This window comes from Microbispora cellulosiformans, assembly GCF_008728085.1.
In the GTDB taxonomy this organism is placed as follows: Bacteria; Actinomycetota; Actinomycetes; order Streptosporangiales; family Streptosporangiaceae; genus Microbispora; species Microbispora amethystogenes.
Genome location: NZ_VYTZ01000002.1, coordinates 776,309 through 801,412 on the forward strand (window position 1 = coordinate 776,309; position 25,104 = coordinate 801,412).

31 protein-coding genes are annotated in these 25,104 nt (G+C 69.3%); 18 read left to right on the forward strand and 13 right to left on the reverse strand.

All coding sequences use genetic code 11. The features are described from left to right. Position 1: 1 nt before the first annotated feature. The 4 genes from F5972_RS07480 to F5972_RS07495 form a co-directional block, all read right to left on the reverse strand. The gene (locus F5972_RS07480; RefSeq protein WP_225311236.1) at positions 2-841 is read right to left on the reverse strand and encodes a carbohydrate ABC transporter permease; all 840 of its coding nucleotides are present in this window, start codon (positions 839-841) and stop codon (positions 2-4) included. Continuing rightward, positions 838-1,740, reverse strand: coding sequence for a carbohydrate ABC transporter permease (locus tag F5972_RS07485; protein WP_150932379.1), 903 nt, complete (start codon positions 1,738-1,740; stop codon positions 838-840). The genes F5972_RS07480 and F5972_RS07485 overlap by 4 nt, the downstream gene beginning before the upstream one ends. Before the next feature lie 86 nt (positions 1,741-1,826). Beyond that, positions 1,827-3,152, reverse strand: a complete 1,326-nt coding sequence (locus tag F5972_RS07490; RefSeq protein ID WP_150932380.1) for an ABC transporter substrate-binding protein — start codon at positions 3,150-3,152, stop codon at positions 1,827-1,829. Positions 3,153-3,176: 24 nt separating this feature from the next. After that, positions 3,177-5,459 (reverse strand): TIM-barrel domain-containing protein, encoded by a 2,283-nt coding sequence (locus F5972_RS07495; protein ID WP_150932383.1) that lies wholly within the window; start codon positions 5,457-5,459, stop codon positions 3,177-3,179. A gap of 163 nt (positions 5,460-5,622) precedes the next feature. Here F5972_RS07495 and F5972_RS07500 point away from each other — a divergent pair, with 163 nt between their 5' ends. Next, positions 5,623-5,868 (forward strand): hypothetical protein, encoded by a 246-nt coding sequence (locus F5972_RS07500; RefSeq protein ID WP_150932384.1) that lies wholly within the window; start codon positions 5,623-5,625, stop codon positions 5,866-5,868. Between the two features lie 6 nt (positions 5,869-5,874). Here F5972_RS07500 and F5972_RS07505 read toward each other — a convergent pair whose 3' ends face one another. Beyond that, complete coding sequence (locus F5972_RS07505) at positions 5,875-6,291, reverse strand: hypothetical protein (protein ID WP_150932386.1); 417 nt, start codon at positions 6,289-6,291, stop codon at positions 5,875-5,877. A gap of 95 nt (positions 6,292-6,386) precedes the next feature. Here F5972_RS07505 and F5972_RS07510 point away from each other — a divergent pair, with 95 nt between their 5' ends. Together F5972_RS07510 and F5972_RS07515 are read left to right on the forward strand one after the other, a co-directional pair. Further along, positions 6,387-6,698 (forward strand): hypothetical protein, encoded by a 312-nt coding sequence (locus F5972_RS07510; protein WP_150932388.1) that lies wholly within the window; start codon positions 6,387-6,389, stop codon positions 6,696-6,698. Continuing rightward, on the forward strand, positions 6,673-6,957 hold the full coding sequence (locus F5972_RS07515) for a hypothetical protein (protein WP_150932390.1): 285 nt from the start codon (positions 6,673-6,675) through the stop codon (positions 6,955-6,957). Before F5972_RS07510 ends, F5972_RS07515 begins: the two co-directional genes overlap by 26 nt. A gap of 72 nt (positions 6,958-7,029) precedes the next feature. Here F5972_RS07515 and F5972_RS07520 read toward each other — a convergent pair whose 3' ends face one another. Both F5972_RS07520 and F5972_RS07525 read right to left on the reverse strand, forming a co-directional pair. Next, complete coding sequence (locus tag F5972_RS07520; protein WP_150932392.1) at positions 7,030-8,121, reverse strand: glycoside hydrolase family 53 protein; 1,092 nt, start codon at positions 8,119-8,121, stop codon at positions 7,030-7,032. 116 nt (positions 8,122-8,237) lie between these two features. Next, positions 8,238-10,259 carry a beta-galactosidase gene (locus F5972_RS07525; protein ID WP_225311237.1) on the reverse strand — a complete coding sequence of 674 codons (2,022 nt, stop codon included), beginning with the start codon at positions 10,257-10,259 and terminating at the stop codon, positions 8,238-8,240. Between the two features lie 187 nt (positions 10,260-10,446). On the opposite strand from F5972_RS07525, the gene F5972_RS07530 reads away from it, so the two are divergent. The 8 genes from F5972_RS07530 to F5972_RS07560 all read left to right on the forward strand — a co-directional run bounded on the left by F5972_RS07530 (position 10,447) and on the right by F5972_RS07560 (position 17,290). Further along, on the forward strand, positions 10,447-11,760 hold the full coding sequence (locus F5972_RS07530) for an ABC transporter substrate-binding protein (RefSeq protein ID WP_150932394.1): 1,314 nt from the start codon (positions 10,447-10,449) through the stop codon (positions 11,758-11,760). A gap of 10 nt (positions 11,761-11,770) precedes the next feature. Further along, entirely contained in the window at positions 11,771-12,664 is an 894-nt protein-coding gene (locus F5972_RS07535; RefSeq protein WP_225311238.1) for a carbohydrate ABC transporter permease, read from the forward strand. Positions 12,665-12,681: 17 nt separating this feature from the next. Next, a complete protein-coding gene (locus tag F5972_RS07540; RefSeq protein ID WP_225311239.1) occupies positions 12,682-13,539 on the forward strand; it encodes a carbohydrate ABC transporter permease in 858 nt (285 codons plus the stop codon). A 44-nt stretch (positions 13,540-13,583) separates the two neighbouring features. Continuing rightward, on the forward strand, positions 13,584-14,585 hold the full coding sequence (locus F5972_RS07545; protein ID WP_150932398.1) for a LacI family DNA-binding transcriptional regulator: 1,002 nt from the start codon (positions 13,584-13,586) through the stop codon (positions 14,583-14,585). Between the two features lie 52 nt (positions 14,586-14,637). After that, positions 14,638-15,582, forward strand: coding sequence for an RNA polymerase sigma factor SigJ (sigJ, locus tag F5972_RS07550; protein WP_225311240.1), 945 nt, complete (start codon positions 14,638-14,640; stop codon positions 15,580-15,582). After that, entirely contained in the window at positions 15,579-16,031 is a 453-nt protein-coding gene (locus tag F5972_RS07555) for a carboxymuconolactone decarboxylase family protein (RefSeq protein WP_150932402.1), read from the forward strand. The genes sigJ and F5972_RS07555 overlap by 4 nt, the downstream gene beginning before the upstream one ends. 288 nt (positions 16,032-16,319) lie before the next feature. Then, complete coding sequence (locus F5972_RS36980; RefSeq protein ID WP_191909986.1) at positions 16,320-16,478, forward strand: hypothetical protein; 159 nt, start codon at positions 16,320-16,322, stop codon at positions 16,476-16,478. A 149-nt stretch (positions 16,479-16,627) separates the two neighbouring features. Next, the gene (locus F5972_RS07560; RefSeq protein WP_225311241.1) at positions 16,628-17,290 is read left to right on the forward strand and encodes a pyridoxamine 5'-phosphate oxidase family protein; all 663 of its coding nucleotides are present in this window, start codon (positions 16,628-16,630) and stop codon (positions 17,288-17,290) included. Here F5972_RS07560 and F5972_RS07565 read toward each other — a convergent pair. Then, positions 17,278-17,547 (reverse strand): DUF6193 family natural product biosynthesis protein, encoded by a 270-nt coding sequence (locus F5972_RS07565; RefSeq protein ID WP_150932406.1) that lies wholly within the window; start codon positions 17,545-17,547, stop codon positions 17,278-17,280. The two genes, F5972_RS07560 and F5972_RS07565, sit on opposite strands and share 13 nt — an antisense overlap. 54 nt (positions 17,548-17,601) lie before the next feature. Then, a complete protein-coding gene (locus tag F5972_RS07570) occupies positions 17,602-18,018 on the reverse strand; it encodes a hypothetical protein (protein WP_150932408.1) in 417 nt (138 codons plus the stop codon). A 229-nt stretch (positions 18,019-18,247) separates the two neighbouring features. On the opposite strand from F5972_RS07570, the gene F5972_RS07575 reads away from it, so the two are divergent. The 4 genes from F5972_RS07575 (at position 18,248) to F5972_RS37880 (ending at position 19,888) form a co-directional block, all read left to right on the forward strand. Continuing rightward, positions 18,248-18,550, forward strand: a complete 303-nt coding sequence (locus F5972_RS07575) for a helix-turn-helix domain-containing protein (protein ID WP_150932410.1) — start codon at positions 18,248-18,250, stop codon at positions 18,548-18,550. A gap of 42 nt (positions 18,551-18,592) precedes the next feature. Beyond that, on the forward strand, positions 18,593-19,258 hold the full coding sequence (locus tag F5972_RS39270; protein WP_225311268.1) for a DUF5753 domain-containing protein: 666 nt from the start codon (positions 18,593-18,595) through the stop codon (positions 19,256-19,258). A 117-nt stretch (positions 19,259-19,375) separates the two neighbouring features. Then, complete coding sequence (locus F5972_RS37875; protein ID WP_225311242.1) at positions 19,376-19,621, forward strand: hypothetical protein; 246 nt, start codon at positions 19,376-19,378, stop codon at positions 19,619-19,621. Positions 19,622-19,699: 78 nt separating this feature from the next. Next, a complete protein-coding gene (locus F5972_RS37880; RefSeq protein ID WP_225311243.1) occupies positions 19,700-19,888 on the forward strand; it encodes a hypothetical protein in 189 nt (62 codons plus the stop codon). Between the two features lie 259 nt (positions 19,889-20,147). On the opposite strand, the gene F5972_RS37885 is transcribed toward F5972_RS37880, so the two are convergent. Next, the gene (locus tag F5972_RS37885; protein WP_225311273.1) at positions 20,148-20,429 is read right to left on the reverse strand and encodes a hypothetical protein; all 282 of its coding nucleotides are present in this window, start codon (positions 20,427-20,429) and stop codon (positions 20,148-20,150) included. On the opposite strand from F5972_RS37885, the gene F5972_RS39275 reads away from it, so the two are divergent. Both F5972_RS39275 and F5972_RS07590 read left to right on the forward strand, forming a co-directional pair. After that, positions 20,355-20,861, forward strand: a complete 507-nt coding sequence (locus F5972_RS39275; protein ID WP_404803041.1) for a hypothetical protein — start codon at positions 20,355-20,357, stop codon at positions 20,859-20,861. The two genes, F5972_RS37885 and F5972_RS39275, sit on opposite strands and share 75 nt — an antisense overlap. Further along, on the forward strand, positions 20,753-21,283 hold the full coding sequence (locus tag F5972_RS07590; protein WP_225311270.1) for a carboxymuconolactone decarboxylase family protein: 531 nt from the start codon (positions 20,753-20,755) through the stop codon (positions 21,281-21,283). The genes F5972_RS39275 and F5972_RS07590 overlap by 109 nt, the downstream gene beginning before the upstream one ends. A 4-nt stretch (positions 21,284-21,287) precedes the next feature. On the opposite strand, the gene F5972_RS07595 is transcribed toward F5972_RS07590, so the two are convergent. Continuing rightward, entirely contained in the window at positions 21,288-22,352 is a 1,065-nt protein-coding gene (locus F5972_RS07595) for a cobalamin-independent methionine synthase II family protein (protein ID WP_150932416.1), read from the reverse strand. Between the two features lie 154 nt (positions 22,353-22,506). Between F5972_RS07595 and F5972_RS07600 the strand changes: the two genes are divergently transcribed. Next, positions 22,507-22,941: a type III secretion system chaperone family protein gene (locus tag F5972_RS07600; protein WP_191909987.1), complete on the forward strand. Its 435-nt coding sequence runs from the start codon at positions 22,507-22,509 to the stop codon at positions 22,939-22,941. A gap of 54 nt (positions 22,942-22,995) precedes the next feature. Here F5972_RS07600 and F5972_RS07605 read toward each other — a convergent pair whose 3' ends face one another. Together F5972_RS07605 and F5972_RS07610 are read right to left on the reverse strand one after the other, a co-directional pair. Further along, positions 22,996-23,622, reverse strand: coding sequence for an NADPH-dependent F420 reductase (locus F5972_RS07605; RefSeq protein ID WP_150932422.1), 627 nt, complete (start codon positions 23,620-23,622; stop codon positions 22,996-22,998). A gap of 72 nt (positions 23,623-23,694) precedes the next feature. Beyond that, positions 23,695-25,044: a glycoside hydrolase family 30 protein gene (locus F5972_RS07610; protein WP_150932424.1), complete on the reverse strand. Its 1,350-nt coding sequence runs from the start codon at positions 25,042-25,044 to the stop codon at positions 23,695-23,697. Between the last annotated feature and the right edge of the window lie 60 nt (positions 25,045-25,104).

Here is a 25,104-nt window from a genome sequence, read left to right on the forward strand (position 1 = left end):
CTTACTTGATCGCGCCGACCGTGATGCCACGGGTCAGCGTGCGCTGGAAGATCAGGAAGAAGGCCACGGCCGGCACGATGCCGAGCAGCGCGGACGCGCTGGACATGGTGGCGTCCATCATCTTCTCCCCCTGCAGGACGCCGAGGGCGACCGGCACGGTCTGGTTGTCGTTGGAGATGAGGAACACCATCGGCAGGAAGAACTCGTTCCACGTCCAGATGAAGAAGAAGATGAGCAGCACGGTGAGGGTCGGGCGGCTGACGGGCACGACGATCCCCCACAGGATCCGCCACCTGCTCGCCCCGTCGATCTCGGCCGCCTCCAGGATCCCCCGGGGGAACTGCCCGAGCACCGACGAGAGCAGGTAGGTCCCGAAGGCCCCCTGGATCACCGTGAAGATCAGCATGACCGCGAGCTTCGAGTCGTACAGGCCCACCTGCTTGGCCAGGTAGTACAGCGGGTAGACGAGGGCCTCCTGCGGCAGCGTGTTGGCGACCAGGAAGAGCACGAGCAGCCACAGCCGGCCGCGGACCCGGCCGACCCCCAGCGCGTACGCGTTGAGCACCGACAGCAGCACCGCGGCGACCGCCACGACGCCACTGATCAGGAGGCTGTTCCAGAGCTTCAGGCCGAAGTCGACGCGCTGCCAGAAGGTGACGATCCCGTCCAGGTACAGCCCCTGCGGCAGGCTGAGCGGGCCGCCCGACGAGTACTCGGCCGGCGACTTGAACGCGTTGAGCGTGACGATCGCGAAGGGGACGAGCATCACCACCGCGAGCACGACCAGCGCCGCGAGGACCGCCCAGCGCCCCGGCTGGCCGAAGTGGCGATCGGAGGTCACGAGTCACGCTCCTGGTCACGGTCCTGGACGCGCAGGAAGAGGAAGGTCACCACGACGATGATCAGGGCGAGCACGGTGGCGATGGCCGAGCCGTATCCGACGTTCACCTTCTGGAAGAAGTTCAGGTAGGAGAAGTAGGACGGCACCATCGTGGCCGAGCCCGGGCCGCCCCGGGTGAGCACGAAGATCGGGCCGAACACCTTGAGCGCCGCGATCGTGCAGGTGAGCAGGACCACGAAGATCTCGGGCCGGATCTGGGGGATCGTGATGTGCCAGAACCTGCGCCACCAGGAGGCGCCGTCGATCTCGGCCGCCTCGTACAGCGAGGGGTCCACCCGCTGGAGCCCGGCCATGAAGATGACGACCGGGTAGCCGAGCTGGAACCACACCATGATCGCCATGACCGTGGCCAGCGCCAGGTCGGGATCGCCCAGCCAGTTGACCTTGAGCCCGAAGATCTGGTTCACCGCGCCGTACGACGGGTGCAGCATCCAGCCCCAGACCACGCCGGCCACCGCGACGGGCAGCACCTGCGGCAGGTAGAACGCCGCGCGCAGGGCCGAGGCCGTACGCGCGCCGAACCGCTTGGCGATGTAGTCGAACAACGCGGCGGCCAGCACCAGGCCGACGATCGTCGGCACCACCGCCATCGCGACGATCAGCGCCACGTTGTGCTGGAAGGACGCCCAGAACCGCTCGTCCCGGAAGAGCTTCGTGTAGTTGTCGAGCCCGATCCAGGTGGGGGTGCCGACGCCGGACCAGCGGGTGAAGCTCGTCGCGACGTTCATCAGGAACGGCACGACGATGATCGCGAGGAACAGCACCAGGCTCGGCAGGAGGTAGAGCCAGTAGCCGCCCCTCCCGCGCGGGCGGGCGGCACCCGCGTCGGGTGGTGCCATGTGCGGACCTTTCAGGGGTGGGTCCGGCGGCGGAGACCGGTCAGGTGATCCCGCCGCCGGGGTCGGAGGAAGATGCGGCGGGTCTCCTAGTTGCCGATGTCGGCGAGGTTGTCGTTGTAGGGCTGGGCGATCTCGTCCAGGACCTCCTCCGGCTTCTTGTCGCCGTTGATCAGTTCCTGCACGCCGGAGACGAGCACGTCGTAGTAGCCGGGGGCGGGCCAGTCGGGGTAGAAGGCCAGGCCGTCCTGCGTCGAGAGCTTGTTGAAGTTCTCGATGAGCTCCTTGTTCTGCTCGTCGGTGATCGCGGCGGGGTCGGCCGCGACCGGGATGCCGCCGGAGTTGCCGAGCAGGTTCTGGACCTCCTTCTTCATCGTGATGTCGATGAAGTCGTAGGCGAGGTCCTTGTTCTTGGACTTCTCCGGCACGACCCAGATGTTGCCGCTGGAGCCCGGGGCGAACTGACCCGGCCAGAGGAAGGAGCCCCACTTGAAGCCCTTGATCTCCTCCTGCATGCGGCCGAACCACCAGCTGCCCGACACCATGATCGGGAACTTGCCGCCGATGAACGCCACGCCCATGTCCTCGGCCTTCATGCCGGCCGAGTTCTTGGCGATGTAGCCCTTCTTCACCCAGTCGGAGATGGTCTGGGCGGCGTACGTGAACTCGGGTCCATGGAAGTCGACCTTGCCCTTGTAGAGCTCGAAGGAGTCGATCCAGGCGCGGTTGGCCTTGTTCAGGGCGAGCAGGTAGAACAGCTGCTGGGCGGGGTACTCGGCGCCCGCCATCGCGATCGGCGTGGTGCCCTTCTTCGCGAACGTGTCGAGCGCCGCGGTGAACTCGTCGAAGGTGGTGGGCACCTTCACGCCCGCCTTCTCGAACATGTCCTTGTTGTAGTAGACCATCACGTACTCGCCGTAGTTCGGCACGCCGAACCACTTGCCCGAGCCCATGATGCCCCGCTCGTCGTACTTCGCGGTGGTCTGCAGCGACGGGCTGAGCAGCTTGTCCCAGCCGCGCTTGGTCGCCTCCTCCGTCAGGTCGGTCAGCAGGCCCTGCTTCGACAGCAGACCGGCCGTCGCGTTGCCCTTGTTGTACTCCATGATGTCCGGGGCCTCGTCGGAGTTGAGGACCATGCCGGCGGTCTTCTGGATCTGCTCGAAGCCCTTCTCCTCGAACTTCACCTTGACGCCGGGGTGGCTCGCCTCGAACTCCTTCATCGCCTCGGCCCAGGCGGTGCCCATGGCGCTGTTGCCCGTCTCGTAGTGCCAGAGGGTGAGGGTCTTGGCCTCCGCGGAACCACCGCCGCTCGCGCCGCCGCCCTCGGACTTGCCGTCGCTTCCGCCGCACGCGCCCAGCGCCAGGACGGCCGCGGCCAGTGCCGCCACCGCCGCGCTCCTGCCTAACTTGACCATGGTTGTTCTCCAGGGGGTATCGCTTCAGTTGATGACGACCGGGGCGCCGGGGCCGGCGAACTCGACGCCGCCGATCCGCTTGGGGCCGTCGGCGGTGACGGTCAGCCGTTCGCCGTCCCACACCGCCCTGACCCTCGTGTCCCCGTCCAGGTCCCTGATCGTCGTACGGCTCTCGCGCTCCGGCAGGCCGAAGACGAGCAGGGATACCCGCGGGTCGTCGGCCACGGTGTCCCCCGGCTCGGTGACCGGGACCATCGAGCCGTGCCGTCCGAACAGGGGGATCCGGTCGAGCGGCGGCGACACCGTGACATAGCGCCCGCCGTCCACCGTCTCGCCGGTCCAGTAGTCCACCCACACCCCCGAGGGCAGGTAGACCTTCCTGGTGCCGTCGGCGGAGATCATCGGGGCGACGAGCAGGTCGGTCCCGAGAAGGTACTCCAGATCGGCCTGCCAGGCCACCGGGTCGTCCGGGTGGTCGACGCACAGCGCGCGCAGCATCGGCGCGCCCGTCTCGGCCGCGGTGACCGCCGCCGAGTAGATGTACGGCATGAGCCGGTACCGCAGCCGCAGGGCCTCGATGGCGGCCTGCTCGGCGTGCGGCGGGAACTCCCAGGGCTCCCGGGTGGTCGTGCCGTGGAACCGTACGAGCGGGGACAGCGCGGCGAACTGCGACCAGCGGATGTAGAGGTCCGGGGTGGGCGTGCCGGTGAAGCCGCCCGCGTCGTGGCTCCAGAACGGGACACCCGAGAGACCGTGCGACAGGCCGCCCCTGATCGTGCTGCCCATCGCGGGGTAGGTCGTGTCGACGTCGCCGCTCCACTGGGCCGAGTGGCGCTGGCCGCCGAGGTAGGACGAGCGCGCCCAGACCAGGCCGTGCCCGTTGACCTCACGGGTCACCTCGGCGACGAGGTCGTTGAACAGCAGCGTGTAGACGTTGTGCAGGTCGGTGCCGGTCATGCCGTTGAACGCCACCGCGTCGGCCGGCACGCCCTCGGCGAAGTCGGTCTTGAACGCCGCGACGCCCTCGCGCAGCCGGTCGCGCAGCAGTCCCTTGAACCACTCGGCGGCCTCGGGGTTGGTGAAGTCGACGATGCCGCAGGCGGGATAGGAGCCGTGCCAGGTGTCGGCGACGTACGTCTCGCCGTCGGGCCGCCTGAGGAAGTAGCCCTTCGCGGCGGCCTCGGCGAAGGCCGGGCTGAGATGCGAGATGTAGGAGTTCATCCAGAGGCAGACCCGGAAGCCCTGCTCCCTGAGCGTGGCGAGCATGCCCGCCGGGTCGGGGAACGTCTCCGGGTCCCACTGGAGGTCGGACCAGTGGCCGTCCGCCTGCCAGTAACAGTCGAGGTGCAGCACGTCGCAGGGGATGCCGCGCTCCCTGATCTTCCTGGCGCGCTCCAGCACCCGCTCCTGGCTGTCCCGGAAGAAGCCCGAGGAGATCCAGGTGCCGAACGCCCACTTCGGCGGCAGTTCCGGCCGCCCGGTCAGCCCGTCGAACCGGTCCAGCACCTCGGCCGGGGTGGGCCCCGCGATCACGTAGTAGTCGATGAGGTCGTCGGGCACGACGATCTGCACGGCGCTGTGGGTGGACTGGCACATGTCGAACTCGACCGGCGTGCCGCTGTCGACGCAGACGCCGTATCCCCTGCTGGACAGGTAGAAGGGCACGTTCTTGTACGCGCGCTGCGACTCGGCGCCGAACGCGTCGAAGTTCCACATCAGCGGGCGCTGGCCGCGCTTGTCGAGCGGCGTGAACGACTCGCCGAACCCGCCGAACGCCTCGTCGGCCGGGGCGAGGAACGTGTCGTGGTAGGCGACGGGGGCGCCGTCGACGGCGGAGCGGCCGAACGGCAGCGTGCGGAGGCGGCCGCTGATGTCGGGGTGGCCCGGGTCCTGCTCCACCAGCGTCCGGCCGGCCCGGTCGGTGAAGCGCAGGTTCCACGGGCTCAGCCGCACCTCGGCGCGCAGCGACCCGGCGTCGACGACGACGCGGCTGTGGTTCGCCTCCACGACGGTCCCGGCGTACTCGCCGGGGGTGACCATGCCGATCGCGCGGGCGGACCGGGTGCGGGCGTCGGGGTCCTCCGACAGCCGCACCCGGATCACCCCCTCGCCCGCGGCCGAGATCTGCACGACGAGCGTCTCCTCCGCCGAGGTGGAGCCCTTGAGCGTCACGCCCTGCCCGTCGGCGGCCACCACCTCCGCGCCGGTCAGCGCGGACAGGCCCGTCTCGCCCGGCTCACGCACCGGTAGCTCGGGAGGATCGGCCACGAAGAACTCGCGCGCGACCAACGGGGGGCGGTACGGCATTGCGGCACTCCATCAAGCTCATCCGGCGATTGTGGAGTTAGTTTGCCGTCCATCCCAACAAAAATCAATGGTCCTGCTGGGGCGGAGTTTGCGCAGGTTATTCCCGTTTATGACAGTTTCAGGTAATGTGTCCGCAATCCTTGGTCAAGGGCGGGTGATGTGGATGGACAGGTTCGTACACGTGATGCCGATCGACGACGTGATCGACCACGAGGGCAGCCCCGGCTGCGTCTGCGGTCCGGGCGGGCAGTCCGTCACCGCCGCCGACATCGGCGAGCCCGCCCCTCCCCCCACCGGCGACACGGCCGTCGACGCGATGCCCGGCTGGCCGCACCCGGCCATCGGCATGATCTACCACCACTACGCGCTCAGCCACTGCCGCGAGTGGGAGGCCGTCCCCGAGTCCTGACCACCGCTAACGGGGCCGGTACTTCACCAGGATCTTCTCCAGCCTTTCCACCACCGGCCGCCAGGACGACGGCACCGTGTATCGGGTGACCCGGCGCCCCTGGTAGGTCAGACCGTACGCGAGGAAGTCGGCCCCCTGCGGCGGGGCCTCGGACCGGCCGAGCCGCAGGTTCTTCAACGCCCCGCGCAGCCCGCGCCACTCGGACGCCGTCAGGCACCTGCGCGTGACCGGGCCCGTACGGCGGCTCAGCAGGGCGCAGCCGTCGGCATAAACACGGACACGGTTGTCCAGCCCCGCGAACCCGCCCTGCTCGCGCAGCTCGACCAGCGGCCTTTTCGGCGCCGTCGTCGCCTCGGCAGGGCCCGTCAGGGCCGCCATGGAAAGAACCACCAGCGACAGCAGCGCGGCACGTGAAGTTCTCATGCTCTCCATAACGGCCCCCAACCCCCTCCGGCTCACCCCACAGACTTACCAGAACTCCCAGTAGCCGGGATGTGACCAAGAGTAATATCCCGCCCATGCCTGGACTCGACCACGAGATGCCCATCGCCCTCATCCACAACCGGCCGGAGACCGCGCTGGAACTCCTCCACGTCGCGACCGGGAAACCGATCCCGCCCTTCACGGCCGCCCGGGTGGAAGCGGTGGACAGCAGCCAGCCGGTGCCGGTCGAACGCCGGGCCGACTCGGTCGTCGTGGTCCGCGACGAGAAGGGCAAGGCGACCATGGCCGTCATCGTGGAGGTGCAGCGCGGCCGACCCCACCGTCGCGCGCACCTGCCCCGAGCTCACGGTGATGTCGGTCGTGGCCCACGCCGAGGAGGCAGATGACGGGCCCGCCCTGGAAGCGCTGCTGGCCGGGCTCGCGACGCTTGACGAGGACCGGGCGGCGGCGGGCGAGGCGAGAGGGCTGGAAAGGGGTGAGGCGAGAGGAGAGGCGAAGGCGATTCTCCTCGTGCTCGAATCTCGTGGCCTGCGGATCTCCGACGAGGCGCGCGAGCGGATCCGCCTGTGCGAGGACCCGGAGCAACTGGATGCCTGGGCTCGCGGGGCCGCCGTCATCACCTCGGTCGACGAACTGTTCGGGTAGAGGCGGCCCGGATGCCGGGGCGGGCCGCGCAAGGGGGTGCTCCCCGCGAGACGGCCCGCCTGACACGAGTGCCTACGGGGTCCACCTGACGTTCGGGTTGATGTGGCCGGTCCAGTTGAACACGGCCATGTTGTCCCAGCCGTCTCCGCTGCCGTTGATGTTGGCCGGGTCCCAGCCGTTGCCGGGCACGGCGTACCAGGTCGGCTCCCAGTAGAAGACGCCGATCGCGCCCGCGTCGCGGGCCGTGTTCTGCACCGCCGCGAACTCCGCGCCCTGGCCCTGCCAGGTGAGGCCGTACCCGGAGCATCCCGAGGTGACCGAGTTGCCGGTGGAGTCGGCGTTGTCGGCCGTGAACGGATACGCCGTCTCGGCGATGACGACGGGCTTGCCGTAGCGGGACCGCATGTCCGAGATCACGTAGGAGAGGTTGGACAGCGTGCCGTGCCACATGCAGTAGTACGACAGGCCGGTGATGTCCCAGGCGACGCCCTTGGCCCTGATGCCGTCGTAGAACCAGCGGGCGTTGGCGTCGCTGTCGGCGTCCGCGGTGTGGATGATCACCTGGGTGCCGCCGTTGCACGCCTTCGTCGCGTTGTAGCCCGCCTTGAGCAGCAGGCTGAGGTTGGTGAAGTCGTTGTTGACGACCTTGCCGTCGTTCCACAGCATGCCGACGTTGATCTCGTTGCCGATCTGCACGCTGTCGGGGGTCGTGCCCTGCGCCTTGAGACTTGAGCACACGTCGTAGGTGTAGTTGTAGACGTCGCTCTGCAACTGGCCGATCCCGTGGCCGGACCAGGCGGCGGGCTTGTACTGCTTGCCCGGGTCCGCCCAGGTGTCGGAGTAGTGGAAGTCGATCAGCAGCTTGAGGCCCCTGGACTTGACCGTCCTCGCGTACTGCAGCACCTTGGCCTTGTTGTTGTAGCCGCTGGCGGGGTTGTTCCAGATCCGCAGCCGGACGTAGTTGACGCCGACGCCCTTGAGGATGTCCAGCGGGTCCCTCTGGTTGCCCGCCGCGTCGTAGTACCTCGCGCCCAGATCCAGGGCGCGCTGTACGGAGGAGACGTCGGCGCCGAGCATGGTCAGCGGGGCCGCGGCGAGCGCCGGCGGCCCGGCGGCCAGAGCCGCGGCGGCGCAGGCGACGAGCGCCGCCAGGAACTTTCTCATGTGTCCTCCGGTCAGGGAAGGATGTGATGGATTCCCCCGAAAGGATCCCCCGCCCCCGGCAGCACCAGGGGAGATTTCAGCTGATTTCAGGTGTTTTCACGCACTTTCATGTGTTTTCACAGGCGGACCACGACGACGCCTCCGGCGGGCACCGTCGCCGACCCCGTGTAGGCGGCGCCGTCCAGCACGCCCGTTCCGGTCACCCCGCCGACCGTCACCGCGGCGTCCGCGTGGTTGAGGAGGAAGAGGTGGTCGCCCCTCCGGACGACTTCCAGGGTGTCGGGCAGGCCGCGCGGCCGGGACACGCCCGCGTGGTCGAGGATCCGGACGACGAGCCCGCGCAGGTCGGCGTCGTGCGCGCCGTCGCCCGGCGCCGGGTCGAGCGCGGTGGCGACGTACCACGCCGTGCCCCCGCCCAGGTCGTTCCGGGTGACCGCGGGATGCCCGGCGTCGGGGCCGCCCGCGAACTCGTGCACGGCCCGCGCCCCCGCGAGCCGTACGCGCTCGGACCAGATCCGGCCCGCCGGGCCCGGGCCGTCCGGTTCCTGTGATCGCCGGAGCGGCACCGTCTCGTGCTCGCGGAGCGGGTGGAACTCCTCGACCGTCAGGCCGAGCACCTCGCGCAGCGCCCCGGGGTGCGGCCCCGGGTGGATGGTGTCGTTCTCGTCGACGATCCCGGAGAAGCAGGAGACCAGCAGGTGGCCGCCGGCCTCCACGTAGCGGTGCAGGTTCTTGGCCGGTGCCTCGCCGAGCAGATAGGAGCTGGGCAGGACGACCAGCCGGTACGGCGACAGGTCGGCCGACGGGTGGACGAAGTCGGCGGTGACGTGCTCGCGCCACAGCGCCTCGTAGTAGGCCTCCACCCGGTCCCGGAAGCGCAGGTCGGCCGAGGGCCGCCACTCGAACTCGACGGCCCAGTAGGACTCCCAGTCCCAGACCAGGGCGACCTCGGCCGTCACCCGCTCCCCCCGCACGCCGCCGAGACGGCGGAGGTCCGCGCCGAGCGCGACCACGTCACGCCAGACCTCCGAGTCCGCGCCGGCGTGCGGCACCATCGCCGAGTGGAACTTCTCCGCGCCGTGGCGGGAGGCGCGCCACTGGAAGAACATCGCCGCGTCCGAGCCCCGCGCCACGTGGGCGAGCGTGTTGCGGCGCATCTCCCCCGGCCGCTTCGCGACGTTGCGCGGCTGCCAGTTCACCGCGCCGGTCGAGTGCTCCATGAGCATCCACGGGCGGTCACCGGCGACCGACCGGGTCAGGTCGGCGGCCAGGGCCAGCTCGATGTGCGAGTCGGGGCGCTCGGCGACGAGGTAGTGGTCGTTGGCCACCACGTCGACCTCCTCCGCCCAGCGCCAGTAGTCCATCGGCTTGCAGTTGGGGATCATGAAGTTTGTCGTGACCGGCTGGCCGGCGAAGCGGCGGATCGTCTCGCGCTCCCGGCGGAAGCAGGCGATGTGGGCGTCGACGGAGAAGCGCATGAAATCGAGCCGGAGGCCGGTGAGGAGGCCGGGCGGTGCGGCGACGGGCGGCTCGACCTCGTCGAACGAGCCGTAGGTCAGCCCCCAGAAGACGGTCCCCCAGGCGGCGTTGAGCGCGCCGACCTCGCCGTACTTCTCCCTGAGCCAGGCGCGGAACGCCCCGGCCGAGACCGGGCAGTGGCAGTGCGCGTTGGCCCAGCCGTACTCGTTGTGCACGTGCCACATGGCCACGGCGGGGTGCCTGGCGTACCGGGCGGCGAGGGCGGCGACGACCCGCTCCGACGCGGCGGCGTAGTCGGGCGAGCTGGGGCAGAAGCTGTGCCGGGAACCCCCGCCGAGCACGCGGCCCTCCTCGTTCACGAGGCGGCTGCCGGGGTAACGGTGGCGGAACCACGTGGGCGGCGAGGAGGTGGGGGTGGCGAGATCGGCGTACACGCCCGCCGAGTGGAGCAGGTCGAGGATCCGGTCGAGCCGGGCGAAGTCGAACTCTCCCTCCCGCGGCTCGATCAGCCCCCAGTTGAAGACGCCCACGGTGACCAGGTTCACCCCGGCCTCCCGCATCAGCCGGACGTCCTCCCGCCACACGTCCTCCGGCCACTGCTCGGGGTTGTAGTCGCCGCCGTAGGCGAGGCCCGCGGGCAGGACGGGATAACCGGGCACGTCTCCCCCTCAGCTCTTCTTCTGTGAACGTGCACAGTAGTCCACAACGACCACTCCGAGAAGGTCTGAGGTGATTCACCCAGATAAGGGAGGACCGTTAACAACCACGTAACGGCCATTGACAGCGCGGTAGCGACTCTTCAGTCTGTGAACGCTCCCAGACGCTCTCCCCCGCCTGGAGGAACAGATGCGCGTGTACCGGTCAGCGCTGGCCACGGCCGCGATCCTCGTCGCCGCGCTCGGCGCGGCCTGCTCCGGCGGCTCGGGCGAGCCGTCCGCCACGACCGGCGGCGGCGCCGCGTCCGGCGGCCCGGTGACGCTCACGTACTGGACCTGGGTTCCGAACATGGACAAGATCGTCAGCGTGTGGAACCAGGCCCATCCCGACATCCAGGTCACGGTGAGCAAGCAGGCGGGCGGGGACGACGCGGCGGCCAAGTTCCTCACCGCCGCCAGGGCGGGCAACCCGCCTGACCTGGTCCAGGCCGAATACCAGATGCTGCCCTCCTTCGTCGCCGCCGGCGCCGTGGCCGACATCAAAGCGGAGACCGCGAAGGCCAGGGGCGAGTTCGGCGAGGGCGTCTGGGGGCTGGTGACGCTCGGCACCGACGCCGTCTACGCGGTCCCCCAGGATAGCGGGCCGATGATGCTGTACTACCGGAGGGACCTGTTCGACAAATACGGCATCGAGGTGCCGAAGACCTGGGCCGAGTACGCCGAGGCCGCCCGGGCCGTACGCCGGAAGGACCCGAAGGTCTTCCTCGGCACGTTCTCCAGCAAGGACCCGGGCTGGTTCGCCGGGCTCGCCCAGCAGGCGGGCGCCCAGTGGTGGTCGATCGACGGCGACGCCTGGAAGGTCGCGGTCGACGACGAGGCCACCAGGAAGGTCGCCTCCTACTGGGGCGGCCTGGTGAAGGAGGGCGTCATCGACGACACGCCCTACTTCACCCCGGAATGGAACAAGGCGCTCAACGACGGCAGGTTGCTCACCTGGCCGTCGGCGGTGTGGGGGCCGGGTGTGCTCTCCAGCAACGCGCCGAAGGGCAAGGGCAGGTGGGCCGTCGCGCCGCTCCCCCAGTGGAACGCCGGCGAGAACCACAGCGGCTTCTGGGGCGGCTCCTCCACCGCCGTCGCCGCCAAGTCGGCCGCCAGGGCCGCGGCGGCGACGTTCGCCACCTGGCTGAACACCGACCCGCAGGCGCTCGGGCTGCTGATCAAGGAGGGCGCGGTCTACCCGGCCTCCACGAAGGGCGCCGCGCTCATGACCGAGGCCCCCGGCTACTTCTCCAACCAGCCCGACTTCTGGAAGCAGGCCGCCGCCATCGGCGCCACCGCCCGCGGCTTCACCTTCGGCCCGGACGTGAACGTGACGTACAACGCCTACCGGGACGCGTTCGACAAGGCCGTCGCGGACAGGTCGGACTTCACCGCCGCCGTCCGGACGATGCAGGACGCCACCGTCGCGGACATGCGCAAGACCGGCTTCACCCTCGCCCAGTGACGGCCGCCCAGTGACGACGCGGATTCGGCAGGGGGCTCCCCGCGCGGGGGCCGTGCCCTACCTGTTCCTCGCCCCGGCGATGGTGCTGTTCACGCTCTTCATGGCCCTGCCCATCGGCTACACCGCCTATCTGAGCCTGCGCCGCACCAAGGTCTCCGGTCTCGGCCTCGGCGCAGGCGCCCGTACGGAGGTCTTCGCCGGGCTCGGCAACTACGCCGCGGCGATCGGCGACGGCGAACTGTGGGCCGGATGGCTGCGCGTCCTCGGCTACGGCGCGCTCGTGCTCGCGCTCATGCTGGGGCTCGCCCTGGTGTTCGCCCTGATGCTCGACGCCGCGCACGTGCGGCTGGCCCGGATCACCCGGATCTCGATCTACCTGCCGTACGCCGTGCCGGGGGTGGCCGCCACGCTGATGTGGGGGTTCCTCTACCTGCCCGGGCTCAGCCCGTTCGGCGACCACCCGTTCCTGAGCGCCGGCCTGGTCACGTTCTCGATGGCCAACGTGGCGGTGTGGGGCGGCACCGGCTTCAACATGCTGGTCCTGTACACGAACCTGCGGGCCGTGCCGCGCGAGTACTACGAGGCGGCCCGGATCGACGGCGCGGGCGAACTGGGCATCGCGCTGCGGATCAAGATCCCGATCCTGGTCCCGGCGATCATCCTCACCACCGTGTTCTCCGTCGTCGCGACCATCCAGGTGTTCACCGAGCCGACCACGCTGCGGCCGCTGACGAACACGATCAGCTCGACCTGGAGCCCGTTGATGAAGGTGTACCGCGACGCGTTCGTCACCGGCGACCTCCACTCCGCCGCCGCGACGTCCATGGTGATCGCCGGGATCTCCCTCGTGGTGTCGTTCGGCTTCCTGCGGATCGTGAAGAACCACGCGTTCGGGGAGGACTGATGGGTCGGGGAGGGCCGATGACCGCCGCCACGCCGGCCGGGACACGCCGGCCGGCCGGGATCGTCCCCACCGGGGTGCTCGTGCTGGGCGCGGTCTACACCCTGTTCCCGGTGAGCTGGGTGGTGGTCGCGGCCACCAAGTCGAAGGCCGAGTTGTTCTCCACCCCGACCTTCTCGCCCGGCACCGGCCTGCTGTCCAACCTGGCCGACCTGTTCGCCTACCGCGACGGCGTCTTCTGGCTGTGGCTGCTCAACACCGTCCTGTACGCCGGGGGCGGCGCGGTCCTGGCGACCGCGGTGGCGACCGTCTCGGGGTACGCCCTCGCCACGTACGCCTTCCGCGGCCGCGGCCTGATCTTCAACCTGCTCGTCGGCGGGATCCTGGTGCCGCCCGTCGTGCTCGCGATCCCGCAGTATCTGCTGTTCTCCGAGGCCGGCCTGGCCGGCACCTACTGGTCGGTGCTGCTGCCCCAGATCCTCAGCCCGTACAGCGTCTATCTGGCCAGGATCTACGCGCGGGCCGCGATCCCGGCGTCGCTGCTGGAGGCGGGCCGGCTGGACGGCGCGGGCGAGTGGCGGCTGTTCCGCCGGGTCTCGCTGCCGATGCTCACCCCGGCCATGGTGACGATCTTCCTGTTCCAGTTCGTCGCGATCTGGAACAACTTCCTGCTGCCGTTCATCATGCTGGGCGACGACCACCGGTTCCCGCTGACGGTCGGCCTCTACACCCTGCTCGCCGCCGGAGCCAACCAGCCCTCGCTCTACAACCTGATCATCACGGGGACGCTGCTGTCGCTCGTCCCGCTCGTCGCGCTGTTCCTCACCATGCAGCGCCACTGGCGGGCCGACCTGTCCGGCGGAGCCGTGAAAAGCTGACGAGCGGGGGAAACGCGCTGATCGGCCGGGGGACAATTACGGATATGGGGAAGCGTCCGACCATTCACGACGTCGCCGCGGCGGCCGGCGTCTCGCGCGGCACGGTCTCCCGTGTGCTCAACGACGACCGGTACGTGAGCCCCGCCGCCCACGCCGCCGTCCGCCGGGCGATCACCGAGACCGGCTACATCGTCAACCGCAACGCCCGCAGCCTGGTCACGCGGCGGACGGGGTCGGTGGTCATGGTGCTGTCCGAACCACACGAGAAGGTCTTCGAGGACCCCAACTACGGCGTGCTGATCCGCACCGCGATCCGCCGCCTGGCCGAGCGCGACGTCTCGCTGGTCGTCATGCTGGCCGGCGACGACGGAGACCGCGAGCGGGTGCTGCGCTACGTGCGCGGCGGCCACGCCGACGGCGTCTTCCTGGTGTCCGCCCACGCCGGCGACGCGCTGGCGGACGCCCTGGTGAAGACCAGGGTGCCGGCGGTCGCGCAGGGCGCGGTGGTCGGACGGGAGAACGCGATCCCGTACGCCGCCGCCGACGACCGCGAAGGCGCCCGGCAGATGGCGCGGTACCTGGTCGAGCAGGGACGCAGGAGGATCGCCACCATCACCGGCCCGATGGACACCCCGGGCGGCATCCAGCGGCTGGAGGGCTTCGCCGACGTGCTCGGCCGCAAGGCGTCCCGGCGGCTCATCGAGCACGGCGACTGGAGCCGGCTCAGCGGCGAGAGCGCGATGGCGCGGCTGCTGGAGCGCACGCCCGACCTCGACGCGGTGTTCGTGGCCTCCGACCTGATGGCGGCCGGAGCCCTGGCGACGCTGCGGGCGGCGGGCCGGCGGGTGCCCGACGACGTGGCGGTGGGCGGCTTCGACGATTCGTCGATCGCCGTCTCCACGCACCCGCCGCTGACCACGATCAGGCAGCCGCTCGCCCAGGTCGCCGAGGAGACCGTACGCCTGCTGCTCGAACTGGTCGACGGAGCCGACCGCGTCGACCCGGTCATCCTCCCCACGACGCTGGTCGTGCGCGACTCCGCCTGACCTCGGGGGCGAGGCGATGTCACACATGGAGGGGCTGTCTCGTCCTCACGACGTGAACGACCATGACGACGGCGTGATCGACAGCGTGACCGATGGGGGCGCCGGGTTCGAGGCGCTGCGGCCCCGGCTGCTCGGCGTCGCGTACGGGCTGCTCGGAAGCCTCGACGAGGCCGAGGACGTCGTGCAGGACGCCTGGCTGCGGCTGCGCCGCCACCAGGAGGAGGGCGGCGCGGAGATCGAGGACGAGACCGGGTGGCTGGTGGTCACCGTCTCCCGGCTCGCCCTCGACGTGCTGCGCTCGGCCCGGCACCGCCGGGAGGAGTACGTGGGGCCCTGGCTGCCCGAGCCCGTTCTCACCGGTCCCGTGACCGGTGGGGTTGTCGCCACCGGGCCCGCCGAGCGGGTGACGCTGGACGAGTCGATCAGCATGGCCATGCTCGTCGTGCTGGAGTCGCTGAGCCCGGCCGAGCGGACCGCCTTCGTGCTGCACGACGTGTTCGGCCTGACGTTCGCCGAGGTGGGCGAGGCGGTCGGGCGCAGCCCGGCCGCCTGCCGGCAGCTCGCCGCCCGGGCGCGGGCGCACGTCGCGTCCCGCGCTCCCCGATTCGACGTGGATCCCTCCGCGCACCGGCGGGTGGTGGACGCCTTCGCCCGCGCCTGTCTCGGCGACGACGTCGGCGCGCTGCTCGCGCTGCTCGACCCGGAGGTCGTGCTGCGCAGCGACGGCGGCGGAGTGGTCCGCGCGGCACGGCGGCCCGTCCTGGGCGCCGCCAAGGTCGCCCGGCTGCTGATGGGCCTGCGCAGGTTCGGCCGATTCGAGATCGTGCCCGCCTCGGTGAACGGCCGGCCCGGGCTGCTGCGCTACCGCGAGGGCCGGCTGGTGACCGTGATCGGGCTCACCGTCGCGGACGGCCGGATCACCACCGTCGACATGGTCCTCAATCCGGAGAAACTCGCCCGCCTGACGCGGGCCGACGAGACGAGGAACCGACGATGACCGCGAGAATCCGTGTGCGTGAGCTGGCCCCGGAGGCGATCGAGGCGATGCGGGGGGTGGAGCGGTTCCTGCACGGATGCGGCCTGCCACACGCCACCCTGGAGCTCGTCAAGATCCGGGCCAGCCAGATCAACGGCTGCGCGTTCTGCGTGGACATGCACGCCAGGGACGCGAAGAAGGCCGGGGAAAGCGACGAGCGGCTGTGGTCGGTGGCCGCCTGGCGGGAGGCGCCGTACTACACGGACGCCGAGCGGGCCGCGCTGGCGCTGGCCGAGGCCGGGACCCGGCTCGCCGACCGGCCCGACCCGGTGCCGGACGAGGTCTGGGCGGAGGCGGCGCGGCACTACTCCCAGGAGGAACTGGCCGCGCTGATCGTGGCCGTCGCGCAGATCAACGCCTGGAACCGGATCTGCGTCATCAGCCGTACGGTCCCCGGCTCGGGGGTCTGACCTGGCGGAACCGCGAAAACGGCCGCTCGTGCAAAAACAGGAGGACGGCGGCGGGCGGGGCGAATAGTCTGCGTGTGTCACGGAAGGACAAGGGTCATGAAACGTACCAGGATCCAGAGGCCTCGCCGTATCCGCCGGCCCGCCGCCGATCTCGACCTGCGCACGCCCTCCGGACGGCGCCTGCCCTACTGAGACTCCTGTGACGGCTGAAGCTTTACGCCCGCTTTACCCGTCCTCCTGTATCTATTCGGAAAGGTAACGGAACCATCACGGTCGGGGGGATGCAACATGGTCACGGTGGTGCCGTCGCTCGCGAAGGTCAGGGACATCAGGCCCGCGCTGCGCCGCAGGCCCAAGCGGGACAGGAAAATCGTCGACCTCAAGGCCTACACGGGCGGGAACGTCATCCGTTTTCCCCGGACGTCGGGTCCCACCTCGGCGGCCTGACCCTGCTCGATGCGCGCTGATCGGCCCGCCCGGCGTGCCCGCCGGGCGGGCCGCACGCTTCACTGGTTGAATATCCCCCGATGAGCGATTCGTCCACCCCTTCGTCCGCCTCATTGTCGGCTCCTTCGTCAGCCCCTTTGTCGGCCCCTTTGCCCGACCCTTTGTCGGCCACGGAGCGGACCCGGCATCGCCGTCTGCGCGAGCAGGGCCGCACCGGCCGGGAGGCGCTGTTCGAGGTTCTCCAGGCCGGGTTCGTCTGCCATCTGGGCGTGGTCGTGGACGGCGACCCGATGGTCGTGCCCACCGTCTACGGCTTCGACGCCGACCATCTCTACGTACACGGCTCGGTGGCCAGCCGGAGCCTCACCCGGGGCACGACGGTCTGCGTGACGGTCACCCACGTGGACGGCCTCGTGCTGGCCCGCTCGGTCTTCGAGCACGGGGTCAACTACCGCAGCGCGATGATCTACGGCGTGCCACGCGTGCTGGAGGGCGACGAGAAGCTCGCCGCCCTGCGCCTCCTGACCGAACACGTCGCTCCCGGCCAGTGGGATCACGCCCGCCGGCCGAACCGCAGGGAACTCGCCGCGACCACGATCTCGGCGATCCCCCTCGACGAGGCGTCGGTGAAGGTACGTGAAGGCCACCCCGACGACGCCGACGACCCGCACGACGTCTGGGCCGGAATCCTGCCGCTCACCACATCGTGGCAACCCCCCGTAACCGACCCCCGGGCAGCCCACCACCCCATCCCCCCACACATCCTCACCCGCCCGGGTCCGCCGACTGACCCGGACGGTCAGGGCAAATAAGAGCGGGCTGTCCTGACCGCTTCTTGTAGTGAGTCCGCTTCAGCCGCCGAGCCGTTCCAGGTCACCTCGACCCGGAACCTTCTGCCAGGCAGTGGCACGAGCCGAAGCTCCCCCAGCGACGTGTCGCGAACATCCCGGTAAAGGCGCAGCGCGCCGTGGCCGGCATAGGGAAACAGCTCGCGCAGCCGCTCGTCGGAATGGGCCGCGTTCAACAGCGGCCGAGCGTGGGCGAGTTCAGAGTGTCCGACCAGCGGCACCTCAGCGTATTGCAGGCGGCAGGCCGGCCCTCGTCCTGCGGTGGACCATGGGACTTATGTCATTGCAGCGTGGATGGCATGCGTCCCATCACGAACCGCGTCAAGCAAGGCCTGGTACTCACGATCACCGTATTCCGAAGACGGGTTCTCAAGGGCACGCAGATACGCCTGCCAAAAACCGTAGATCTCGCCGGCCACGTTGCCTGACAACACGAGAAGTTGAGGAAGCTCACCCTTGCGGAGTGGGCGTCGGCCAGGATCCTTGTACCACATGTTCAGTCTGGCCATCGCAGAGATCCACGAACCGACAAGTTCGACGAGATCATTCCCGATAACCGGGCTCGCCAGAATCGATAGTGCAAGGTTCAGCGATGGCACCGGCGTGGGCACCGTCAGTTCTTCCGGCGGTGCCCAGCTTGGCGGCGGATCACGAAACTCCTGCATCCATTCAGGAAATTTGTTAAATTCCATCACTTCCTTCAATATTCAACAGCCAGGACAGAATGCCGCTGGGCCCCACCTCACCTGGCGCAGCCGGCGGGTGCAGGTGGACATGTGCCAGCCCATCCGGCATCCACTGTCGTGAAGGAGGACGGAGGTAGAGCCCGCCAGCACATGATAGGTGTGCAGATGGGCAGAGGTCAGGTTTGTATATCCGTGTGCGAGCTGTCTATCTTGCAACCGAGGTGACCTGGAATGGGTGCCCGAGCCGGTGCGTAGCCACATGCCCAGCTTCAGCCAGTCGGCGGTAAGCCACTTTCCGAGGACCGGTTCCCAGAAGGGATGCACGTCCGTCGCGGTGCCCGTCCCAGTCACGGTTCCGCCCGGGCCGTCCGATGCGGCCGCTCGCCAACTCGGCTGGAGCCGATCCAAGCTCAAGCGAGTCGAGAACGCGCGATTTCTTCCAGGCGCGGCCGATATCGGCAAGGCCTGCGATCTGTACAGCGTGGACGGCACCGGGAAGGCCGGTCTGGTCCGGCTCGGCAAGGACGCCGGCGGGTGAGGGTGGTGGACCGCTTACTCCGATGTCTTCACCGGCAGCTACATCGGGCTCGAGACCGAGTGCACGACGATCCGCAAGTGGGGAGCCGATCCTCGGGCCGGCCTACTTCAGAACGAGGGCTACGCTCACGAGATCATCTCCGCGGCCAGACCGGAGCTGACCGCCGAGGAAGTGAGCAGGCACGTGGATGCTCGGATGGCGCGGAAGATCTACTTGGTGGGGCCGCGAGCGCCGACGCTACACGCCCTTGTAGACGAACACGTGCTACGCCATGCCGTCGGAGCACCAGGCGTAAATGTCGCCAGCTTGACGACATCCTCCGGGCCGCGACCTGGCCCAACGTCATTCCAGGTCCTCCTCCTGACAGCCGCTGCTCATGGCGGCCTGGAAGGCGCCTTCTCGGTGCTGAGTTTCGACGACAAGGACCCGGATGCCGCGAGCCCGGGACCTATCCTTCCGTCGCCGGGTTCGCGGCCGGTTCGGTCAACGCCCGAGAGCGCGTTCTACGTAAGCCAACGCCGCTGTTCGACGCCTCGTACGGAACCATCCGCCTGCTCGGCCTGCTGGCCATGCTGTATGGGCCGGACCTGCCCCCGCCGACCTGTGCGAAAGCGGTTCTCCGGCGCATCGGATGGTGACCTGCGAGCCGGCACGAAGGCACCCCGTATCTTCTCGCCCTGTGCAGGAGGTGGCAGCCGTGTGCGATGAGTATCCAAGTGATTGCGTATTGTATTCGCCATACTCCCGCCTCCCCCGATCACAGACGGACAACGCTGGATTGCCTTCGTCGACGAGTCCGAGTCCAACTCGGCCCTCGATCCAAACGTGTACATCCTCGCCGCCGTACTTGTCTGTGCCGAAGCCGTCTCCTTCATGCGCAGTCGGATGGCCGCACTTCATGTCCGTGGCGAGCGCAAGCTGCACTGGGCCAAGGAGTCGGCGTGCAGGCGCATGGAGATCATCGCCGTCATCGACGACCTCGACGCGCTCTTCTGCGTCGTGGTGCACGAAGGCGACCCAGTCGCGAGCACTGAGCGACGGCGCCGAAAGTGTTTGGACCGGCTGCTATAGGAGTTGTCCAGGTCGGGAGTCGCAGAGATCGTCCTTGAATCTCGTGAGGCATCGCAGAACAAGAGAGATCGAGACCTCATGGACGCGCTGCTCGCGCGGCGGCGGGTGCCCGAGCGGGCTCGCATCCGCCACATGGTTGGCGCGCTGGAGCCTTTGCTCTGGATGGCCGACTGCCTGGCGGGAGCCGTGGTGGCTAGCCGCATCGGAGATCCCGGCTACCTCAAGCGACTGGACGGGCGCATCGAGATCCACCGAATCGGCCCATGAAAGCCGCGAGCCCGGGACCCCACCTCCGGAGGGATCTTCCCGGGCCCACTTCCAACCGCTCCGAAAAGCGGCGGCGTCGTTACGTACAGTACTCGACTCACGTCCTCGCGTCGAGACATTTCTTCCCAGTCAATCCCACGCAAGAAACGTGATCATGGTCTCCGAGCATCGTGAGGAGGTCTTCCAGGATGCCATCGAGTTTCGCATCCAGTGAGTCGACAGCGAAGGTCTGTGGGTAGGGCGGAACGGCCATGTCATCTCACTGCGCGAGATGAATGACGGCTACCGTACGGTCACCGCACTTGTCTTGGACCCGATCAGGCAGATGGATCAGGTCTACACCGACAAGCAAGGCAGCAGAATCGCCGGGCACGACGCCTATCGCCCCGACCCCACAGCGGCAGATCGATTGCGTGTCCATCTGCCCGGCGTCGTCCTCATCGACGAGATCGACGTGCACCTTCACATGAGCTGGCAGAAGAAGATCGGGGAATGGCTCAAGGAGCACTTCCCAGCCATCCGGTTCATCGTGACGTCGCACAGTCCCTACATCTGCCAGAGCTCCGATCCCGATGGGTTGATCCGGCTTCCCGGTATCGGGAGAACCTACCGCCCGAGGTCGTCGACGGGGATCAGCACCCAGGAGCCCATCACCGGCCGCCACGCCGGGAGGACCCGGCGGTGGACCTCGGTGAGGTCGATCTCACCGGGCGTCGTGAGCGCGGTGGGGGGCCGGGTGAGCACGGGGGGAGTTGTCGCGGGGCGCTGTGCCGTCCGACGCTGCTGGAAGAACGCCTGTTCCTCATCCGCCGGCAAAGGAGAGCGGTTATGCCTCACATCACCCTGGGGTCGGACGCGCCGGGAATCCGCGGCCTCTTCGAGTTCCGTCCCGAGACCGCACGTCCGCTCAACGCGCTCGTGGAGACGCTGCTTCGTGGTGACAACACCCTGTCACGGGGCGAGCGGGAGCTGATCGCGGCGTACGTGTCGGCGTTGAACGAGTGCCGCTTCTGCTACTCCTCCCATGCCGCCTTCGCCGCCGCCCAGCTGCCGCAGGGGATGACGCTCGTCGAGCAGGTGCGGCGGGACCCGGCGACGGCCCCGATCCCGGCCAAGCTGCGGGCCCTGCTGGACATCGCCGCGGCCGTCCAGCGCGGCGGGCGCGAGGTCGGCGAGCAGGAGGTGGCCGCGGCGCTGGCCGAGGGCGCGACCGACCTGGAGATCCACGACACCGTGCTCATCGCCGCGGCCTTCTGCATGTTCAACCGCTACGTCGACGGCCTCGCCACGGTCGCGCCCGACGACCCCGACGGGTACGCCGCCGTCGCCCAGTGGATCCTCTCGGAGGGCTATGTTGCCGAGCCGCCCAAGGTGGAGGCCGCTGCGCGCCCCTGACGGGTCACAGCCCCAGCGCATCCGCGGCGAGCCGGGTGCCCTCCAGCCGAGCGTCGATCTTGGCGAACGCCGTCTCCCGCGACGTCGAGGTGTCGTCGGCGAACGGCGCGAACCCGCAGTCGTCGCAGGTGCCGAGCCGCTCGGGCGGAATGTGCCGGGCGGCCTCCAGGACGCGGTCGCGCACCTGCTCGCTCGTCTCGACCACGGGATCGATCGGATCGACGACGCCGACGAAGATCCTGGCGTCGGCCGGGAGGACGTCCGCGATGACAGCGAGCACCCGCTCCCGGTCGGGCTCGCTGGCGAGCTGGACGTAGAAGTTGCCCGCCTGCAGGCGGAACAGCCTCGGCAGCAGATCGACGTAGTCCACATCGGCGCTGTGCGTGGAGTCCTGGTCGCCGCCCGGGCAGGTGTGCACGCCGATCCGGGCGCGCTCGGCCGCCGTGAAGCGCTCCAGCACCCGGTTGTTGAGCGCGACGAAATCGTCCAGCAGGCCGCCGGAGGGGTCGAGCTTGAGCGACAGGCGGCCCTCGGTGAAGTCCAGTTGCACCACGTGGGCGCCCGCGTCGAGACAGGCACGGATGTCCGCTTCGGCCTCGGCGGCCAGATCGTCGAGGAACTCCTCACGGGGGTAGCCGTCGAGCCCCTCGGCCGGATACAGCAGGCTCAGCGCGGAGGGCGCGATCACCGCCTGCTTGACCGGCAGGTCCGTGTGCCGCCGGGCGGCCAGCAGGTACGTGTCGGCGCGGGTGGCGTAGCGGAACGGCCCCTCGGCGAGCCGGGGCAGTTGCCGGGTGTGGCCGTCGGCGAACGGGATGACGGCACCGTCCGGAGCGAGGGTCTCCAGTCCCGCGACGGGGTAGGTGGCGAAGCTCGGCTTGGCCTGCTCGCCGTCGACCACGACCGGGCAGCCGATCCGCTCCAGCCTGCCGATGGTGTCGGCGACGGCCTCCTCCTGCCGCGCGGCGAGTTCGCCGTCCTTCACCCGCCCCTCGGCGTGACCGGCCAGAGCGGCCAAGAGGGACGCGGGGCGGGGGATACTGCCGATGGGTTCGGTGGGGATGCTCATGGCGTGAGCGTAAGTGACGCTTCGTGGCCGTTCAATCACCTTTCGGTAAGCGCCCCTACCACACGCCCCGGATCGGTGACCGCCTCACTCCTCTGCCGGCTCCCCTGTCACGACCGCCCCCGTGGCGTACGCCCGATGCGGCAGGATGGGATCCGTGACGCCTTCCCCAGCGGTCGTCCAGCCGGACCGGGAACTCGTCGAAGAGATCCTGGACGAGCTGGACATCGAGCACACGATAGACACAGAGGGCGACCTGGCGATCTCCACCGCCCACCTCACCATCTTCTTCCTGTTCGGCAAGGAGGGAGACCTGTTCACGGTCCGCACCTTCTACGACAGGCCGTACTCGGTGGACGACAAGCCGATGCTGCTCACGGCGCTCAACGAGTGGAACGCCGACACCATGTGGCCGAAGGTCTACACCTTCACCCAGGACAACGGCGCCCTCCGGCTGGTCGGAGACTCCCAGCTCTACATCGGCGCGGGAGTGACCAGGGAGCATCTGAGCACGGTGATCGCCCACTGGGTCAGGTTCTCGATCAAGTTCTACCGCTGGCTCACCGGCCGGATCGCCTTCGAGACCGGCTGACCGGCCGCCCGAACCGTCCCGGGCCGCCGATCCAGGCCGGCCCGGGATCGGCGCTCAGGCCTCGGCGAGGGCGGCGCGCAGCTCCGCGACGGTGAGACGCGGGCCGTACGCGGGCCTGTCCCGCTGGAAGCGGCGTCCCTCCGCGAGCGGGCCGGCGTCGACCACGTCGAAGCCGAAGGAGTCGATCAGCTCGGCGACCCGCTTCTTCGCCTCGGCGTCGTCACCCGCGATGGGCAGCGCCCGCCGGTTCTCCGCGCCCGCGGGCAGGCCCTGCTCGGCCAGGTGGACGTGGCTGATGGAGTTGAAGGCCTTCACGACGCGGGCCTCGGGCAGGTGCGCGGCGAGCACCTCGCTGTCGCTGGTCTCATCCGAGTCGATCTCGGGGAAACGACCGTCCCGCTCGAAGTAGTAGTTGTTCGTGTCGATCACCGTCTTCCCTCTCAGCGGCTCGGCCGGGACCTCCCGGTATCGCCCGAAGGGAATCGTGACGACGACGATGTCGCCCGCCTCCGCGGCCTCGGCCGGGGTTGCGGCACGCGCGGCCGGGCCCAGCCGGGCCACGAGGTCGGAGAGCGTCTGGGGCCCGCGGGAGTTGCTCAGCACCACTGAGTGGCCGGCGTCGACCGCCAGCTTCGCCAGGGTGCCGCCGATCTTGCCGCTGCCGATGAATCCGATGACCATGGCTGCGGCAACACGGGAACCCCCGGTGTCATTCCCGGCCGGCGGAGGCGAGCCGCACCGACGCGGGGCTACTTAGCCGAGGACGATCGTCGTCAGGGCGCGTGGTGCGATCGTCACGCCCTTGTCCCGCAGAGGGATGGGGGCCACGGCGTTGTTCTCGTCGGTCAGGTAGGCCCTGGCCCGGCCATGGCCCTTGATCTTGTCCCAGGTGACGGGCTCCGTGCCCGTGTTGAGGATCTCGACGACGCGGGAACCGTCGGCGTTGCGGAACGCGGAGACCTTCAGGCCGGGGTCGGAGGCCGTCGCCCCGAGCCGCACCGCGCCGGGCCTGATGAACCTGCTGTAGGCGGCCATCGCCCACAGCCGCTTCGACACCTGGTAGGTCTTCGTCGTGGTGTCGATGCGGATGAACGCCCTGGTGGCCCCGCTCGAAGCCCCCAGCCAGTAGATGTAGCCGGACACGTCGCCGAGCGTCAGCGCGTCGTTGACGGCCTGCGCGACCGTCATGCCGTCCTGGCCGCTGCCGTCGTCCCACTTCTCGTCCCACGTGCTGCCGCCGGGGCCCCACTCCGACATCCAGGTGTTGCGGTCCGTCGGCAGCGGGGAGGTCGGGGGGCTGGCGTAGGAGTGTCCGCTGTGCACCCTCACCCAGCGGGCGGCCTCGGGGTCGGCCTCGATCGCCTGCGTGTACGTCTTGGCCTGGTCCCAGCCGAACGAGTCGCAGCACACCATGTTCACGCCCGCGGCCCTGGCGACCGGGCCGAGCACCTTGACGAACCGGGCGGCCTCCTCGGGGGTGAAGCGCATGGATTCGTAGCCGGCCGTCCAGTCGGGCTCGTTCGTGAAGCCCAGGTCGGTGATCCTGATGCCTTCCCGCGCGTAGAACTTCGTGTACTGCACGAGATAGTTCGCGTACGCCCGCTGCCACTCCGGCAGCAGCGTGCCGCCGTTCCTCGCGTCGCCGTTGTCCTTCATGTAGCCGGGCGCGCTCCACGCGTCGGCGAAGAAGCGGTTCACCCCGTACCTCTGGGCGGCCCTGGCCATCCAGACCTGGCTGTTGTCGTCACCGTCCCAGACGTACCTGGGTGGCGCCGTCGGGCCGCCCGGGTCGTCCGGCTGGATCGAGACCATCTGGTCGTACGGGCTGCCCGCCGGCCTCGCTCCGATGCCGAGCCGGAGAATGCTGAGCCCGGCCCCCTTCTCACGGCTGAACCACAGATCGAGGATCTCCTGCTGCTTGTCCTCCGGCAGGGCCTTGATCAGCTCGTTCCGCCGGAACGCGGTGGAGACGCCGAACCCGTCGATCTTCTGGTATTTCACGCTGTTGTCGATGTCGATGGTGACCGTCGACGCGGCCGCCGGCTGTGCCTGCCCGATCAGTGGAGCGACGAGCAGTGCGGCCGCGAGGGCGTGTTTACGCATGGCTACTCCGGTGTCGAGGGGTTTGTGCGCCCATGAAGGCACCTCGGGACAGGGCCGGCG

Excerpts from the sequence above, each read along its gene's own strand:
- F5972_RS07605 (WP_150932422.1), bottom strand. The coding sequence starts at position 23,622 with ATGGTCATCGGATTCATCGGCAGCGGCAAGATCGGCGGCACCCTGGCG.
- F5972_RS07545 (WP_150932398.1), top strand. The coding sequence starts at position 13,584 with ATGGGGAAGCGTCCGACCATTCACGACGTCGCCGCGGCGGCCGGCGTC.
- F5972_RS07570 (WP_150932408.1), bottom strand. The coding sequence starts at position 18,018 with ATGGAATTTAACAAATTTCCTGAATGGATGCAGGAGTTTCGTGATCCG.
- F5972_RS07510 (WP_150932388.1), top strand. The coding sequence starts at position 6,387 with ATGCCTGGACTCGACCACGAGATGCCCATCGCCCTCATCCACAACCGG.
- F5972_RS07490 (WP_150932380.1), bottom strand. The coding sequence starts at position 3,152 with ATGGTCAAGTTAGGCAGGAGCGCGGCGGTGGCGGCACTGGCCGCGGCC.
- F5972_RS36980 (WP_191909986.1), top strand. The coding sequence starts at position 16,320 with ATGGTCACGGTGGTGCCGTCGCTCGCGAAGGTCAGGGACATCAGGCCC.
- F5972_RS07530 (WP_150932394.1), top strand. The coding sequence starts at position 10,447 with ATGCGCGTGTACCGGTCAGCGCTGGCCACGGCCGCGATCCTCGTCGCC.
- F5972_RS07595 (WP_150932416.1), bottom strand. The coding sequence starts at position 22,352 with ATGAGCATCCCCACCGAACCCATCGGCAGTATCCCCCGCCCCGCGTCC.
- F5972_RS07505 (WP_150932386.1), bottom strand. The coding sequence starts at position 6,291 with ATGAGAACTTCACGTGCCGCGCTGCTGTCGCTGGTGGTTCTTTCCATG.
- F5972_RS07520 (WP_150932392.1), bottom strand. The coding sequence starts at position 8,121 with ATGAGAAAGTTCCTGGCGGCGCTCGTCGCCTGCGCCGCCGCGGCTCTG.
- F5972_RS07495 (WP_150932383.1), bottom strand. The coding sequence starts at position 5,459 with ATGCCGTACCGCCCCCCGTTGGTCGCGCGCGAGTTCTTCGTGGCCGAT.
- F5972_RS07610 (WP_150932424.1), bottom strand. The coding sequence starts at position 25,044 with ATGCGTAAACACGCCCTCGCGGCCGCACTGCTCGTCGCTCCACTGATC.
- F5972_RS39275 (WP_404803041.1), top strand. The coding sequence starts at position 20,355 with ATGAGCTGGCAGAAGAAGATCGGGGAATGGCTCAAGGAGCACTTCCCA.
- F5972_RS07500 (WP_150932384.1), top strand. The coding sequence starts at position 5,623 with ATGGACAGGTTCGTACACGTGATGCCGATCGACGACGTGATCGACCAC.
- F5972_RS37880 (WP_225311243.1), top strand. The coding sequence starts at position 19,700 with ATGGACGCGCTGCTCGCGCGGCGGCGGGTGCCCGAGCGGGCTCGCATC.
- F5972_RS07555 (WP_150932402.1), top strand. The coding sequence starts at position 15,579 with ATGACCGCGAGAATCCGTGTGCGTGAGCTGGCCCCGGAGGCGATCGAG.
- F5972_RS07485 (WP_150932379.1), bottom strand. The coding sequence starts at position 1,740 with ATGGCACCACCCGACGCGGGTGCCGCCCGCCCGCGCGGGAGGGGCGGC.
- F5972_RS07540 (WP_225311239.1), top strand. The coding sequence starts at position 12,682 with ATGACCGCCGCCACGCCGGCCGGGACACGCCGGCCGGCCGGGATCGTC.